The organism is Caballeronia ptereochthonis, from assembly GCF_001545075.1.
Classification (GTDB): Bacteria; Pseudomonadota; Gammaproteobacteria; order Burkholderiales; family Burkholderiaceae; genus Caballeronia; species Caballeronia ptereochthonis.
Window position 1 is genome coordinate 17,036 of record NZ_FCOB02000051.1, and the last position, 15,615, is coordinate 32,650.

Annotated in this window: 13 protein-coding genes; 10 read left to right on the plus strand and 3 right to left on the minus strand. The window is 65.2% G+C overall.

Annotation, left to right across the window (positions count from 1 at the left end; genetic code table 11):
* Positions 1-221 precede the first annotated feature (221 nt).
* Positions 222-860, minus strand: coding sequence for a YdcF family protein (locus tag AWB83_RS33450; RefSeq protein ID WP_244197972.1), 639 nt, complete (start codon positions 858-860; stop codon positions 222-224).
* A gap of 357 nt (positions 861-1,217) precedes the next feature.
* Here AWB83_RS33450 and AWB83_RS33455 point away from each other — a divergent pair, with 357 nt between their 5' ends.
* Complete coding sequence (locus tag AWB83_RS33455; RefSeq protein WP_087049885.1) at positions 1,218-1,529, plus strand: hypothetical protein; 312 nt, start codon at positions 1,218-1,220, stop codon at positions 1,527-1,529.
* Positions 1,530-1,798: 269 nt separating this feature from the next.
* Here AWB83_RS33455 and AWB83_RS33460 read toward each other — a convergent pair whose 3' ends face one another.
* Positions 1,799-2,056, minus strand: coding sequence for a hypothetical protein (locus tag AWB83_RS33460; protein WP_087049886.1), 258 nt, complete (start codon positions 2,054-2,056; stop codon positions 1,799-1,801).
* Between the two features lie 292 nt (positions 2,057-2,348).
* Positions 2,349-2,750 carry a transposase gene (locus tag AWB83_RS33465; RefSeq protein ID WP_050454634.1) on the minus strand — a complete coding sequence of 134 codons (402 nt, stop codon included), beginning with the start codon at positions 2,748-2,750 and terminating at the stop codon, positions 2,349-2,351.
* A gap of 423 nt (positions 2,751-3,173) precedes the next feature.
* Between AWB83_RS33465 and AWB83_RS33470 the strand changes: the two genes are divergently transcribed.
* From AWB83_RS33470 to truB, 9 genes are all read left to right on the plus strand, one after another.
* Positions 3,174-4,076: a LysR family transcriptional regulator gene (locus tag AWB83_RS33470; RefSeq protein ID WP_087049895.1), complete on the plus strand. Its 903-nt coding sequence runs from the start codon at positions 3,174-3,176 to the stop codon at positions 4,074-4,076.
* A gap of 68 nt (positions 4,077-4,144) precedes the next feature.
* Positions 4,145-5,371 carry a pyridoxal phosphate-dependent aminotransferase gene (locus AWB83_RS33475; protein ID WP_244197973.1) on the plus strand — a complete coding sequence of 409 codons (1,227 nt, stop codon included), beginning with the start codon at positions 4,145-4,147 and terminating at the stop codon, positions 5,369-5,371.
* Positions 5,372-5,725: 354 nt separating this feature from the next.
* Positions 5,726-6,688, plus strand: a complete 963-nt coding sequence (gene scpB / locus AWB83_RS33480; protein WP_087049887.1) for an SMC-Scp complex subunit ScpB — start codon at positions 5,726-5,728, stop codon at positions 6,686-6,688.
* 131 nt (positions 6,689-6,819) lie between these two features.
* Positions 6,820-8,724 (plus strand): 23S rRNA pseudouridine(2605) synthase RluB, encoded by a 1,905-nt coding sequence (rluB, locus tag AWB83_RS33485; RefSeq protein ID WP_167389188.1) that lies wholly within the window; start codon positions 6,820-6,822, stop codon positions 8,722-8,724.
* A 393-nt stretch (positions 8,725-9,117) separates the two neighbouring features.
* Positions 9,118-9,576 carry a ribosome maturation factor RimP gene (gene rimP, locus AWB83_RS33490; RefSeq protein ID WP_087049889.1) on the plus strand — a complete coding sequence of 153 codons (459 nt, stop codon included), beginning with the start codon at positions 9,118-9,120 and terminating at the stop codon, positions 9,574-9,576.
* Positions 9,573-11,048 (plus strand): transcription termination factor NusA, encoded by a 1,476-nt coding sequence (gene nusA / locus AWB83_RS33495; RefSeq protein WP_087049890.1) that lies wholly within the window; start codon positions 9,573-9,575, stop codon positions 11,046-11,048. The genes rimP and nusA overlap by 4 nt, the downstream gene beginning before the upstream one ends.
* Before the next feature lie 93 nt (positions 11,049-11,141).
* Positions 11,142-14,117 carry a translation initiation factor IF-2 gene (gene infB / locus AWB83_RS33500; RefSeq protein ID WP_087049891.1) on the plus strand — a complete coding sequence of 992 codons (2,976 nt, stop codon included), beginning with the start codon at positions 11,142-11,144 and terminating at the stop codon, positions 14,115-14,117.
* A 106-nt stretch (positions 14,118-14,223) separates the two neighbouring features.
* A complete protein-coding gene (gene rbfA, locus AWB83_RS33505) occupies positions 14,224-14,601 on the plus strand; it encodes a 30S ribosome-binding factor RbfA (protein WP_087049892.1) in 378 nt (125 codons plus the stop codon).
* A gap of 3 nt (positions 14,602-14,604) precedes the next feature.
* Positions 14,605-15,543 carry a tRNA pseudouridine(55) synthase TruB gene (gene truB / locus AWB83_RS33510; RefSeq protein ID WP_087049893.1) on the plus strand — a complete coding sequence of 313 codons (939 nt, stop codon included), beginning with the start codon at positions 14,605-14,607 and terminating at the stop codon, positions 15,541-15,543.
* Positions 15,544-15,615: the final 72 nt, after the last annotated feature.

Below are 15,615 nucleotides of genomic sequence, written 5' to 3' on the forward strand. Positions count from 1 at the left end.
CGCCGTCATCCGCAATAGCGTGGTCGGCAAGCGAACCGAACGCTTCTGACGGTCGGACACTTCGCATCATAAGCTCGGAATCGGGCAGCGGTGTGTCGGACGTCGCTCCGGATCGGCCGTGCGTGCCCGCGAGAGATCATATCGATGTATCGAATTATTTTCTAGTACTGAGCAATCCGAACTGTTGAACGAGCCCGGGCGGCAAGGCCGGCAGAGGAGTTTCAATACAGATGCAGCCAGCGATAGACCTCGAAGCGGGCGAGCCCCACGAGCTCATGCGCCGCGAGTTCACTGTTCTCGAAGCTTCTGAAGCGCGGAAAGAGCGTGGCGTGATTACGCCGCACGTCGGAAACGTACGGTTCCGGGGCGTAACCGAAAGCCTCGAAGGCGCGCAGCGAACGCCGCATATGATACGCAGATGTGACGACGATCAAACGGCTGTCATGTGCGGGGCCCAGAATGACGGCCACATTGCGCGCGTTCTGATAAGTATTGAGGCTCTTGTTCTCGCGCACCAGATCGCCCGGCTCGACGCCCCGAGCGAGCACGTAAGGTGCGTAATTGTCGGCTTCGGCCTGGCCGTGACGCTGCGGATCACCGCCGCTCAGAATCACCTTGCATGATGCGCCGGCTTCGCGGCACTGCCGGTAAAGCGCCGCCGTGGCGGCGATGCGCTGCATCGAGTCGGACTTCGGAACGAGTCCCGTGCCGCGGCGATCGGTTCCGCCCCCCATCAGGACGATCGTCGTCCTGGGACCGAACGCGGGCGCGACCGTGTGCCGGTAGCCGCTCTGGGCGAGATCGAGCAGCGGCGTCGCGAGCCAGCCCGCGCCGAACGCCCACACGAGAACGGCCGTCACGATCGCAATCTGCGCGCGTCGGCGTCGCCATAGCGCAAATAATGCAAAAAAAAGCAGCAATAAAGTGAATAGAACCAATTTGATTGGGGTAACGTATTGGTTTAAGGACAAATCGGACCGTCATTGCGCGTTTCGGAGCGCATCGGCGGTGTCGCAGTAAAGCGCGTGATCAGCGCGCTCTCAACGGGGGCTTGTAATAGAAAGCAGCACCTAACGCAAGCGGCGGCCAAACATTCGGCTGCGAGTCATCTTTCTCGCTTCGCAGACGAAATTCGGCGCGCCGCGTTTAGTCGACGTCGCGGACAGGTTTGCGACCGTCACGAGCGTCGTCATGGCTGCACAGGAAGAAAGAACGAGATGACCACGTATTCCAACGAAGCCGTACTCGAAGCACTTCGCCGAGCGCAGTATCGTCAGGTTCCCTGGGCGAAACGCCCGAATGTTTTCGATCTCTTGCGCGCCCTCGGGCTTCTCGAACTCGCCCGTCAGCGCACCGTGGCACCTGCGCCGGGATTTCATGCGCCGGTCGATATCGCGGTGGTCACCGAACGCGGCAAGAACGAATTCTCGAGGCTGTCGCGCGACGAACGGTCCAGCGACTGGGATCTGCGACGTGCCGAGCCCTATACGTTCGGCGGTCAGGAAACGATTCTGGAAGCGAGGGTCTAGGACCGTCCGGCAGGTCCTCGCAGTCGACGAACTGCAGGCAGACCGATCGGCGTATGGGTCGAGGGGGATTCATCGCCGCAGGATGCCGGTCCGAAGCGTCAAGGCGGCGCAGGCCTCAAATGCAGTGGTCCAAAAAAAGAGCCCGTATCGCGAAGGACACGGGCATACCGGATCTCACTGCTGCCACGCTGTGTTCATGGCATAGGATGTGACTTGCGCGCGCCCGAGTGGTTCCGCGCAAAAGCGAGCGTCGCGGCGCGCATGCCGCCTCAATGATGCTGCGAGCGTGATTCGCGGTCCGGCTCCGGGCGTGTGCGCACGTTGCTCGCGATGTCGCCGCGCAAATCGCCGCGCGGCGCCGGCGGCGTCGCATCCCGGCTTCGTGCATTGTTCTGCGGTGTGGCCATCGTGGCCTTCGTGCTGACATGGAAATCCGAAGCGGCTGGTGGCGGTTGAGCCTGACTCATCGCCGAGGTGCTCGCCAGTGCGATCAGCGCGCCCTGCGCGAGCAGAGTCGATGCCTTCATGGTGAATCCCTCCAAGCCCTCGTGAGACTTGTTCGATCATTCACCAAGCTATGCTTCGATCCGCCGAGGCGCTGTAAGGAATGGTAAAGAGTTGTTTCGTTCTAGGCATGCATCGTCCTCGTCTGTTACGACGTAACATCCGATGCGTCCGGGACGATAGCGACATCGCGGCCAAAGATCTTCAGGCGCGACGAAATCAGAAGGGGATTCGCGCAAGCCATGGCCTGCGCGAGATGGGAAGCAGAGAACCGAGGCCGGCGAAAACCGGCTTCGGATGAATCGAAACAATCGCTCAAGCCATCTTGGCCGGAGCGCGCCACGATTCCGGGTTGGTCCAGAATGCGCCGCGCAGACGGTCGCGGCTCGGCGGCGCCGGCGGCTTCGCGGCGCTCGACCCGATGCGGCCGCGCAGCGAAACCTCGCGGCCATTGCTGGAGAGGCGCTTGACAATCTCGGCCAGCGTGCCGTCCGCCTGCCACTCGTCGAAGCGGCGGCGGCAGGTCGGCGGGGACGGATAGCGGCCGGGCAGCTTCGACCAGCCTTCGCCCGTCGAGAGCACCCACAAGACCGCGTTGACCACGGAACGCGCCTCGACGCGCGGACGGCCGCGCCGTTCGCTACGCGCCGGCTCCGAACAGAACAACGCCTCAACCAGCGCCCACTCGTTATCTCTCAAATCGTCGAACAGCACCATATCTCACCTCAGCGAAGCTAACCCCGGTGCGCTGCCCCGCGCCGCGCACTCTGGTCGGAATCCGAATGAACGAATACCAGGGATGGCCGGAGCGGATGGCGGCGGACGATTTCGATGTAACCGCTATGGCCCCGGCCTCTGTGCGCAATGAAATGCGAGAACCGTGCCATGCATGTCGCGAAATCCGGGAAACCCGCATGGCAGTAGGCTGACGCGATGTCAGCATGGCCCGTATCAGACCCGAAACAGACTGATTAAGAAATCGGGACAATCACCAATCCAGTGCAATAGGCCCATCCGGCGTGCGTTTGCGCAATTTGCTGCACCGCAGCGAAACGTACGTTCGCGCACGAAATTCTGCTGACCGACGATATAATCAGCATGAAATAGCGAAATTGATGAGCATTCTGAATGAACGCGCCATTGAACGTGACGTTGCGGCAACTGCGCGTCTTCATCGAAGTCTCGCGGCTGCGCAGCTTCAGCCGCGCGGGCGACGAGATCGGCCTCACGCAATCCGCCGTGAGCCGCTGCGTGCGCGAGCTGGAAGGGGAAATCGGCCTCAAGCTGATCGACCGTACGACGCGGGAGGTGCAGCTCACGGACGTGGGCGTCAATCTGGTCGGCACCGTGTCGCGCCTTTTGGCCGATCTCGACGAAGCCCTGCGTGAAGTGCGCGATCTCGGCCAGCAGCGCAGGGGGCGGGTGATCGTCGCGGCGAGCCCGACCGTTGCGTGCCGGCTGATGCCCCGCGTCATCGCGTCGTGCCTGCAGCAGTTTCCGCTGATCACCCTGAGTCTGCGCGATGACGTCCAGTCCGATGTCCTGCGCAAGGTCAAATCGGGCGAGGTGGACTTCGGCGTGGTGATCGGCCCGCTTTCCTCCGACGACCTGCACGGCGAAGCCGTGATGACCGATTCGTTCTGTCTGGTCGCGCGGCGCGATCATCCGCTCGGACGCCATGCCGCCGTGCCCTGGGAAGCGCTCGCCGGCGAACGGCTCGTGATGCTCGACTACGCGTCTGGCAGCCGGCCGATCATCGATGCCGTCATGCAGGAACATGGCGTCGAGGCGCCGGTGGTGCAGGAGCTCGGCCATTCGGCGACGGTATTCGGTCTCGTGGAGGCGGGCGTCGGCGTGAGCGTGCTGCCGTGGCTCGCGCTGCCGCTTCCGGCGGACTCGTCGCTCGTCGCGCTGCCGCTCGAGCCGCGCGCCGAACGGACGGTGGAACTCGTGCGCCGGCGCGACCGATCGCTGTCGCCCGCAGCCGAGTCCGTCTGGTCGCTGATCGCGGCGCTGCCGCCGCGCGCGGAAGACCTCGGCTGAGCCGGCGCGGCATCTCGAAAACGCGGCGCGCGCGTTAGACTTCATTCTTTCAAGCGACGGGGCGGGCAATGAGTGAATCGGAAGGAGCGGTGGTCAGCGAACTGAGCCAACTGACGGGCGCGCACGGTGCCGGTGCGCGCGAGGCCGTGCGGGCGCTGCGGCCGTCGCAGATCCGCGAGGTGGCGAACGCGGGCTTCGGCGTCGCGGACGTATTGCCGTTCTGGTTCGGCGAGTCGGATCGCGTGACGCCGCAGTTCATCCGCGATGCCGCGAGCCGCGCGCTCGCCGACGGCGAAACGTTCTACACGCACAACCTGGGCATCGCGCCCCTGCGCGAGGCGCTCGCCCGCTACGTCAGTTCGCTCCACGGCGCGACCACGACCGGTCATGTCGCCGTGACGAGCGCCGGCGTGAATGCGCTGATGCTCGCGGCGCAGCTCGTCGTCGGAGCGGGCGACCGCGTCGTCGCGGTGACGCCGCTGTGGCCGAATCTCGTCGAGATTCCGAAGATTCTCGGCGCGAGCGTCGAAACGGTTTCGCTGGCCTATGGCCCGAGCGGCTGGACGCTCGATCTCGACCGCCTGCTCGCGGCGCTCACGCCGGGCACGCGCATGCTGATGATCAACTCGCCGAACAACCCGACCGGCTGGACGATGACGCGCGACCAGCAGCGCACCGTGCTGGAGCATTGCCGCCGTCACGGCATCTGGATCGTCGCGGACGAAGTCTACGAGCGCCTGTATTACGGCGATGATGCGCGCGTCGCGCCATCGTTCCTCGATCTCGCCGCGCGCGACGAGCGCGTGATCGCGGTGAATTCGTTCTCGAAGGCGTGGCTCATGACCGGCTGGCGGCTCGGCTGGCTCGTCGCGCCCACGCAGCTGATGGACGATCTCGGCAAGCTGGTGGAATACAACACGTCGTGCGCGCCTTCGTTCGTGCAGAAGGCGGGCGTCGTCGCGGTGGCAGAAGGCGAGCGCTTCACGCAGTCGCTCGTCGCCGATCTGCGCGCGAGCCGCGATCATCTGGTGAAGGCCTTGCAGACGGTCGACGGCATCGACGTGCGCGCGCCAGACGGCGCGATGTATCTGTTCTTTTCGCTGCCCGGCGCGGCGAAAAGCCTCGAATTGTGCAAGTCGCTCGTGCGCGAGGTGGGCCTGGGGCTCGCGCCGGGCAGCGCGTTCGGTCCGGAAGGCGAGGGCTTCGTGCGCTGGTGCTACGCCTGCGATTCCGCCCGGCTCGACGCGGGCGTCGAGCGCCTGCGGCGCTTCCTGATTACGTGCGGCGCTGCCTGAAGCCGGCCGGCAGCAATCACTCGGCGCCCGCCTGCGTCGAGTGAGTTCCGGCGCCGATGCGGCATCACCTTTACGCCCCGGTTGTTTTTGCGTAATATGGCGCTCAGTCACGCGCTTTCGCCTGGGAAAGCGCCACCTCGTCCGGCTGGGATGGCCCGGCGTTCGCTCACCGATCGCCCAATACTGCCTCTCCCCGGTGCGTGCTCCCAATCAATATGACCGATCAAAATCGGGCGAGCGCGTCTTGAAACTCCGCGTCCAGCTTTATCGTTCGCACCGCTTCGGTGGCGTTCGAACCTGCTCAAGCTCGATTTTGAACTGGATCATTGACCATACAGGGTTGACCCAAGCTGCATGAATACCCAAGAGGCGAAGATCGTCCTCGAGACTGCCTTGATTTGCGCGCAGGAACCGCTGAGGCTGCATGATTTGCGCAAGCTGTTCGCCGACGACATTTCGGCGGATACCGTTCGCACGCTGCTCGAAGCGCTTCAGGCCGACTGGTCGGGCCGTGGCGTGGAACTGGTGGCGCTCGCCTCGGGCTGGCGTTTTCAAAGCAAGCCCGCGATGCGGACGTATCTCGATCGGTTGCACCCGGAGAAGCCGCCCAAATATTCGCGGGCCGTGCTCGAAACGCTGGCGATCATTGCGTATCGGCAGCCGGTGACGCGGGGCGATATCGAAGAGATTCGCGGTGTGACCGTGAACACGCAGGTCGTGAAGCAGCTGGAGGACCGCGGCTGGATCGAGGTGATCGGTCATCGCGACGTGCCGGGCCGTCCGGCGTTGTATGCGACGACCAAGCAGTTTCTCGACGACCTCGGCCTGACCGCGCTCGACGAGCTGCCTGCGCTGGACAATCCGTCGGCGCAGTTCGAGGCGTCGCTGCTGGCGCAGCATTCGATCGAATTTCCCGACAGCGTGGCGGGGGATGCGCAACCGGCCGAGTGCCAGGCGCAGGAACCGGCGAACGACGGGGAACCCGCTGCGGCGGCTGCGGCGGCTTCGGTAGACGCCGTCGAAGCGGCCGGGCTCCAGCCGTCCGGCAACGATCCACGCGCAGGCGAGCCGGAAGCGCCGCAAGACAAAGCACACGCGCAAGAGGAAGAGCGCGGAACGGAACGTGCGAATGCCGAGGCTGATCGCTTCGCATCGCCCGCCGGCATCCACGCGCAGCATTTGAGTACCGCGCACGATGCGCATGAAGTGCGCGCCGTGCCCGCTGCGGCGCCGCGCGACGACGAGCAAGACGCGAGTCCATCGAACGACGACGAACTGGACGACGACTCCGAAGAACCGAAGGCGCGCCGCGCCTGACGCAAATTGCATGGCCCCTGATCTGGCAGTCCGGCTCTCCATAAAGATCATTTCGAGACGACCAGCCGGACCGATCAGCGGATTTTTTGACGCGCCCGCGATGGGCGCGCGATTCGACATTTGAGGTTGTTTTGACACACTCCCACGACAGCGATTCGCCTGAATCCGCGCGCCCCGTGCACGCCGCGGACGCACCTGAGTCGGCCGACGCCGGCGAACGCACGCGCATCGACCGCACCGAGGAAAGCGGCGGCGAGGGCGAGGATCGTCCGCGCCGCGGACTGCGCCGCGGGCCGCGCAGCCTGATCGCACGGCGTCGCGCTGTCGCCAAGACCAAGGTCGCGGAGGGCGCGCCGGGCTCGCCCTCCGCGGTGAGCGAGGCGCCGCCGGATGGCGTCGTCGTCGCGCAGGTGCGCACGCCGCGCAAGGATCCGGGCGCCAAGGGCGCGCGCAAGGAAGGAGCGAATCAAGGAGCGAATTCGCGCGGCCGCAAGAATGCGCGTGCCGATGTGGGCGAAGCCGGTGTCGAAGCAGCGGACGAAACGGCTCAGCAGGCTGCCGCGCCAGCTCCCGCTCCGCGTGAGGGCGGGCGACGCAAGAGCGCGCCGCAGCAGCAGAAGCGCGGCAAGCGCAACGACTCGGCGCCCGCGACGGTTGAGAGCGCAGCCGCCGCTGCCGTCGACGAGGTGTTCGCCTACGTGACCTCGCCGGCCTTCGACGCCGACAACACCGGCTCAGCCGGCGTGCGTGCGCCGATGCTGCGGCGCGGCCGCAATGCCCCGCAGCAGAAGCGCGTGCTGGAGCCGGACGAGGACGCACCGAAGCTGCACAAGGTGCTCGCCGACGCGGGCATGGGCTCGCGCCGCGACATGGAAGAGCTGATCATCGCGGGCCGCGTGTCGGTGAACGGCGAGCCGGCGCACATCGGCCAGCGCATCATGCCGACCGATCAGGTGCGCATCAACGGCAAGCCGGTCAAGCGCAAGCTCGCAAGCAAGCCGCCGCGCATCCTGCTCTATCACAAGCCGACGGGCGAAATCGTCAGCCACGCGGACCCGGAAGGCCGCCCGTCCGTGTTCGACAAGCTGCCGTCGATGAAAACGGCCAAGTGGCTCGCGGTCGGACGCCTCGACTTCAACACCGAAGGCCTGCTGCTGCTCACGACCTCGGGCGATCTGGCGAACCGCTTCATGCATCCGCGCTACAGCGTGGAGCGTGAATACGCCGTGCGCGTGGTCGGCCAGTTGTCGGAAGCGATGAAGCAGAAGCTCCTGAAGGGCGTCGAGCTCGACGACGGCCCCGCCAACTTCCTGCGCATCCAGGACGGCGGCGGCGAGGGCACGAACCACTGGTATCACGTCGCGCTGGCGGAAGGCCGCAATCGCGAGGTGCGCCGCATGTTCGAGGCCGCGGGCCTCATGGTGAGCCGCCTGATCCGTACGCGCCACGGTCCGATCGCGCTGCCGCGCGGCCTGAAGCGCGGGCGCTGGGAAGAGCTCGAGGACAATCAGGTGCGCAGCCTGATGGCGTCGGTCGGACTGAAGCTGCCGACGGCCGAGAAGGGCGGACGCAGTTCCGCGCCGCGCGTGCAGCCCGATCCGATGCAGACGTCGATGGGCTTCATCACGCGCGAGCCGGTGCTGAGCTCGCACTCGCGCATGACGCAGCAGACGCCCGGACGCGGCGGGCGGCGCGGGCAGACGGGGGGTGTCGCCGGCGGCTTCGGGCTCGGCGGCACGGGCGGCTTCGGCGGCGGCAACCTGGGCAACCCGGGCGGCGTGGGCCGTCGCGGCGGACGCGAGCCGAACGGCAACCGCGTCGGCGGCGAGCCGAACGGCAATCGCGCCAACGGCGGTCGGCCGGGCCAGCGGGGCCCTCGTCCGCAGGGCGGTCCGCAGGGAATGGCCGGCGCAGGCAAGCGCGCCGCGGGCGGCAACGCGCAGCGCGGCAACCGCCAGGGCGGTGGTCAGCAGGGCGCGGGGCAAGGCAAGGCCGGTGCGAACCGGGGCGCGCGCAATCGCTCGCGCGGCCGCTGAACTCCGGGCGCAAGCACGTCGCGGCGAAGCGGTCGAGGAGGGCAAGCGCGCCTCGACCAAAACTTCCGGCCGCTAAACGCGACAGTGCCAACGTCATGCGCGCCGACGCGAGTCGATACGAATCGCCACGAATCGCCACGAAACGGGCCCCAACGGGGCCGAAAGCGCGCTTTACGTTTGCGTTTATCGTGAAAAATGGCTAAAATTACGAAGTCGCTGGGCACGTAGTTTTTCTTTCGTTGCCCGGGTGCGACCTCGGTTGAAAAAGATGGGCGTTGCGCCCATTTTTTTTTGGCTTTTCGGTTCGGCATCTCGGGAGCAGGGGTGCGCGCCCGCATGAAGGCGCTACCCGCGGGTGTTCGGCGTGGAGCGCGCGAACACCTTGGAGTTACTGTGCAACTGACGGAATTGATAGAAACCACGGTCTCGGGCCTGGGCTACGAGCTTGTCGATCTCGAGCGTTCGGGAGGCGGCATGCTGCGTGTATATATCGACCAGCCGTCCGGTATCGCCATCGAGGACTGTGAGAAGGTCACGCGCCAGCTCCAATACCTGCTCGAAGTCGAGAACATCGACTACGACCGGCTCGAAGTGTCGTCGCCGGGGCTCGATCGTCCGCTCAAGAAACTGGCCGATTTCGAGCGCTTCGCGGGAAGCGAAATCGTCATTACATTGAAAAAGCCGCTGGACGGGCGCAAGTCGTTCCGTGGCATCCTGCACGCCCCTGACGGCGAAACGATCGGATTGGAATTTGAAGGGAAGGACGGCGCCGCGATGCTGGATTTCACGCTCGCGGACCTCGATAAGGCACGTCTCGTCCCCAAGGTTGATTTTAGGAGCCGCAAACAATGAGTCGCGAAGTATTGATGCTGGCGGATGCGCTGGCACGCGAAAAGAACGTCAACAAGGACGTCGTGTACGCAGCACTGGAAGCTGCGCTTGCTTCGGCCACGAAAAAGCTCTTCGAGGAAGACGTGGATATCCGGGTCGCCATCGACCGTGAGAGCGGCGAGCACGAGACTTTCCGCCGCTGGCGCGTGGTGCCGGACGAGGCCGGCCTGCAGGAGCCGGATCAGGAAATCCTGCTGTTCGAAGCGAAGGAGCAGAAGCCGGACGCGCAGGTGGACGATTTCATCGAGGAGCCGATTCCGTCGATCGAATTCGGCCGCATCGGCGCCCAGGCCGCCAAGCAGGTGATCCTGCAGAAGGTGCGCGACGCCGAGCGCGAGCAGATCCTGAACGACTTCCTCGAACGCGGCGAGAAGATCATGACCGGCTCGGTGAAGCGCCTGGACAAGGGCAACTTCATCGTGGAGTCGGGCCGCGTCGAAGCGCTGCTGCGCCGCGACCAGCTCATTCCGAAGGAAAACCTGCGCGTGGGCGACCGCGTGCGCGCTTACATCGCCAAGGTCGACCGCACGGCTCGCGGCCCGCAAATCGAACTCTCGCGCACCGCGCCCGAGTTCCTGATGAAGCTCTTCGAACTGGAAGTGCCCGAGATCGAGCAGGGCCTGCTGGAAATCAAGGCGGCCGCGCGCGATCCCGGCGTGCGTGCGAAAATCGGCGTGATCGCCTACGACAAGCGCATCGATCCGATCGGCACTTGCGTCGGCATCCGCGGCTCGCGCGTGCAGGCGGTGCGCAACGAGCTCGGTGGCGAGAACGTCGACATCGTGCTATGGTCGGAAGATCCCGCGCAGTTCGTGATCGGCGCCCTCGCGCCGGCAGCCGTCCAGTCGATCGTCGTCGATGAAGAAAAGCACTCGATGGACGTCGTCGTGGACGAGAACGAGCTTGCCGTCGCCATTGGCCGCTCCGGCCAGAACGTGAGACTCGCGAGCGAACTCACCGGCTGGCAGATCAACATCATGACGCCGGACGAATCGGCGTTGAAGCAGAACGAAGAGCGTGGCAAGTTGCGCGACCTGTTCATGGCGCGTTTGGATGTGGACGAGGAAGTCGCCGACATCCTGATCGACGAGGGCTTCACGAGCCTCGAAGAAATCGCCTACGTGCCGCTCAACGAGATGCTCGAAATCGAAGCCTTCGACGAAGACACCGTGCACGAGCTGCGCAACCGCTCACGTGACGCGCTGCTCACGATGGCGATCGCCAACGAAGAGAAAGTCGAAGGCGTGGCGCTCGATCTGAAGAGCCTCGATGGCATGGACAACGAGTTGCTCGCGAAGCTTGCCGAGCACCAGATTCAGACCCGCGACGATCTCGCGGAGCTGGCAGTGGACGAACTGGTCGAAATGACCGGTATGGAAGAGGATGCCGCTAAGGCGTTGATCATGAAAGCACGTGAACACTGGTTCCAGTGAGAAATGACCATGGCGCACTGATATTTGGCGGCCCGTTCGGCCGCGTGACCCCGATCTAACCGCAAGGATATGTCCTTGCATCAAGAGGAATGAATGGCGAGTAACAACGTAGCCCAATTTGCCGCGGAACTAAAAATGCCTGCAGGCGTGCTGCTGGAGCAGCTGCAGGCGGCTGGCGTCCAGAAAGCGAGCGCGAACGACGACCTGTCCGAAACGGACAAGGCGCGTCTGCTCGATCATTTGCGCAAATCGCACGGTTCCGCCGATGCCGACAAGCGCAAGATCACTCTGACCCGCCGGCATACGTCGGAGATCAAGCAATCCGACGCAACGGGTAAGGCTCGCACCATTCAGGTCGAGGTGCGCAAGAAGCGTGTGTTCGTGAAACGCGACGAAACCGGCGCGGAGCAGCCTGAACCGGCGCCGAACCACGTCGAGGACGAGGTCGACGAGGCCGAATTGCAACGCCGCGAGGAAGAAGCGCGCCGCGCCGCCGAGGAACTCGAGCGCGAAGAGCGTGAGCTGCAGGAACGTCAGGCACGCCTCGAGCGCGAGGAAGCCGAGCGTCGTGCCCGCGAGGAAGCGGCCGAAGCCGAGCGTCGCAAGCAGGAAGAGGAAGTGGCGCGCCGTGCGGTGGCCGCGGCTCAGGCGGCGGAAATCTCGCGTGCCGCCCAGGCGGCGCGTCAGGAAGTGCGCGCGCAAGTGACTGCCGAAACGCGGCAGAGCGAGGACGCGCAACGCGAAGCCGCCGAAAAGGCAGCCGAAGAGAAGGCGGCCAGCGAGCGCGCAGCGCAGCGCGAGGCCGCCAGGAAGGCGGAAGAGGAAGCGCGCGCCGCCACTGAGAAGGCGCGTCTCGAACAGGAAGCAATCGCGAAGCGCCGTGCGGCGGCCGAGGCCGAAGCGCGCGCGATCCGCGAAATGATGAACACGCCGCGCAAGGCGCAGGTGAAGGCACCGGAACCGGCGCCCGTCGCGAAGCCGGCGGAAGCGGCGAAGGCCGCGAAGGCCGCCGAAGCGAAGGGCACGCTGCACAAGCCCGCGAAGCCGGAAGGCGCGCAGGCCGCACGTCCCGCAGCGGCGAAGAAGCCGGCCGCAGGCGGCGCTCCGGCGCCCGCATCGACGGCGCCGGGCGGCGACAAGAAGAAGGCCGGCAAGGGCGGCTGGCAGCAGGACGACGCTTCGAAGCGCCGCGGCATCAAAACGCGCGGCGACTCGAGCGGCGGCGTCGATCGCGGCTGGCGCGGCGGTCCGAAGGGCCGTGGCAAGCATCAGGAGCAAGCGACGTCGTTCCAGGCGCCGACCGAGCCGATCATCCGTGAAGTGCACGTGCCGGAAACCATCTCGGTGGCCGACCTCGCGCACAAGATGTCGGTGAAGGCTTCGGAAGTCATCAAGGTGATGATGAAGCTCGGCCAGATGGTCACGATCAACCAGGTGCTGGACCAGGAAACGGCGATGATCGTCGTCGAGGAACTGGGCCATCGCGCGGTGGCGGCGAAGCTCGACGATCCGGAAGCGCTGCTGATCGAAGGCGAAACCACCGAGGAAACGGCGGAGAAGCTGCCGCGTCCGCCGGTCGTCACCGTCATGGGTCACGTCGACCACGGCAAGACCTCGCTGCTGGACTACATCCGTCGCGCGAAAGTGGCGGCGGGCGAAGCGGGCGGCATCACGCAGCATATCGGCGCATATCACGTCGATACGCCGCGCGGGGTCATCACCTTCCTCGACACGCCGGGTCACGAAGCCTTTACGGCGATGCGTGCGCGCGGCGCGAAGGCGACGGACATCGTCATTCTGGTGGTCGCAGCGGATGACGGCGTGATGCCGCAGACGAAGGAAGCGATCGCCCATGCGAAGGCGGGCGGCGTGCCGATCGTCGTCGCGATCAACAAGATCGACAAGCCGGAAGCGAACCCGGAGCGGGTGAAGCAGGAGCTCGTCGCGGAAGGCGTGGTGCCGGAAGAGTACGGCGGCGATTCGCCGTTCATCGAAGTGTCGGCGAAGACGGGCCGCGGCATCGACGATCTGCTGGAAAACGTGTCGCTGCAGGCGGAAGTGCTGGAGTTGACCGCACCGGTCGAAGCGGCTGCGAAGGGTCTCGTGATCGAAGCGAAGCTCGACAAGGGCAAGGGTCCGGTCGCGACCATCCTGGTGCAGTCGGGCACGCTGAGCCGCGGCGACGTGGTTCTCGCGGGCAGCGCCTACGGCCGTGTGCGCGCCATGCTGGACGAAACCGGCAAGGCCACGAAAACGGCCGGTCCGTCGATCCCGGTGGAAATCCAGGGTCTGTCGGAAGTGCCGGCGGCGGGCGAGGAAGTCATCGTGCTGCCGGACGAGCGCAAGGCGCGCGAAATCGCGCTGTTCCGTCAGGGCAAGTTCCGCGACGTGAAGCTGGCGAAGCAGCAGGCCGCGAAGCTCGAGAACATGCTCGAGCAGATGGGCGAAGGCGAAGTGCAGAACCTGCCGCTCATCGTCAAGGCGGACGTGCAGGGCTCGCAGGAAGCGCTGGTGCAATCGCTGCAGAAGCTCTCGACCAACGAAGTGCGCGTGCAGATCGTGCACAGCGCGGTCGGCGCGATCAGCGAATCGGACGTCAACCTGGCGACGGCTTCGAAGGCGGTCATCATCGGCTTCAACACACGTGCGGATGCGCAAGCCCGCAAGCTGGCCGAGGCGAACGGCATCGACATCCGCTACTACAACATCATCTACGACGCAGTGGATGAGGTGAAGGCGGCAATGTCCGGCATGCTCGCGCCGGAGAAGCGCGAGACGGTGACGGGCATGGTCGAGGTGCGTCAGGTCATCCGCGTGCCGAAGGTCGGTCTCATCGCGGGTTGTATGGTGACGGACGGCGTGGTCAAGCGCACTTCGTCGGTGCGCGTGATCCGCAACAACGTCGTGATCCACACCGGCGAGCTCGATTCGCTCAAGCGCTTCAAGGACGACGTCAAGGAAGTGCGTCAGGGCTTCGAGTGCGGTATGTCGATCAAGAACTTCAACGACATCGCGGAAGGCGACCAGTTCGAAGTCTTCGAAGTGACCGAAGTGGCTCGCACGCTGTAATGCGGTAAGTTGCATTAGCCGCCGGGTCAAGGGGCGGAGCGGGCCTGAGGGCTCGCTCCGCCCTTTTTTCTTCGGGCGGACGCAAGCAACGATAAGGAACAACATCATGGCTAAAAGACGTACATCCGCAAACCGCAACGTGCAGATTGCGGATCAGATTCAACGCGATCTCTCGGAGTTGATGCGTGAGGTGAAAGACCCGCGCATCGGTCTCGTGACGATTCAAAGCGTCGAACTCACGCCCGACTACGCACACGCGAAGGTCTATTTCACGACGCTGACGGGCGATCCGAAAGCGACCGAGGAAGGCCTGAACTCGGCGGCGGGCCATCTGCACAATCTTCTGTTCAAGCGCCTGCACATCCACACGGTGCCGACGCTGCATTTCCATTACGACCAGACGATCGAGAAGGCCGTCGAGATGTCGCGCCTGATCGACGAAGCGAACGCGACGCGTGCGAAGGACGACGAGGAAGGCGCGTAAGCAATGAGCGGTTCGGAGAAACAGGCGCGGCCGAAGATTCCGCGCCGTGCCCTGGACGGCGTGCTTTTGCTGGACAAGCCGCTCGGTCTGTCCAGCAACGATGCGCTCATCAGGGCGAAGCGGCTCTATCTGGCGAAGAAGGCGGGCCACACGGGCACGCTCGATCCGCTCGCGACGGGCCTCTTGCCGCTCTGCTTCGGCGAGGCGACGAAGTTCTCGCAAGATCTGCTCGACGCCGACAAGACCTACGAGGCGACGATGCGTCTCGGCATTCGCACGACGACGGGCGATGCCGAAGGCGAGGCGCTGGAGACGCGCGAGGTCGCATGCGACGAAGCGGCGGTCGTGGAGGCGATGAACAGATTCATCGGCGACATCGTGCAAGTCCCGCCGATGTACTCCGCGCTGAAGCGCGACGGCAAGCCGCTCTACGAATACGCGCGCGCGGGGCAGACGGTCGAGCGCGCAGGCCGCCAGGTGACGATTCACGCGTTGCAATTGATTGCGTGCGCGCTGCCGCTCGTGACGTTTCGCGTGACCTGCAGCAAGGGCACCTATGTGCGCACGCTCGCCGAGGACATCGGCGAGGCGCTGGGTTGCGGCGCGCATCTGACGGCGCTGCGGCGCACGGGTGTAGGGGTGCTCACGCTCGAACACGCGGCCACGCTGGATGAACTGACGAGCCTGAGCGAGGCGCAGCGCGACGAGCGTCTTCAACCCGTCGACGCGCTCCTGTCGACGTTCCCCGCGGTTCAACTGAACGACGAAGCGACCAAGCGCTTCCTTCACGGCCAGCGCCTGCGGCTCGCGGACATCGCGGCGGCGCGCCTGGAAGCAGGCCGCGTGCGCGTCTATGCGCAGGAAGGCGGCCGATTGCTGGGCGTCGCGAAGGCGGGCGAGGGTGTGCTCGCTCCAGAACGCCTGATCGTCACGGCGCAATAAAAAAGGTTCTTCGCAGAATTCCGTGGATGGCGACCGGCGATTTTGTAATCTAACGTCTGGAAACGGGACGTT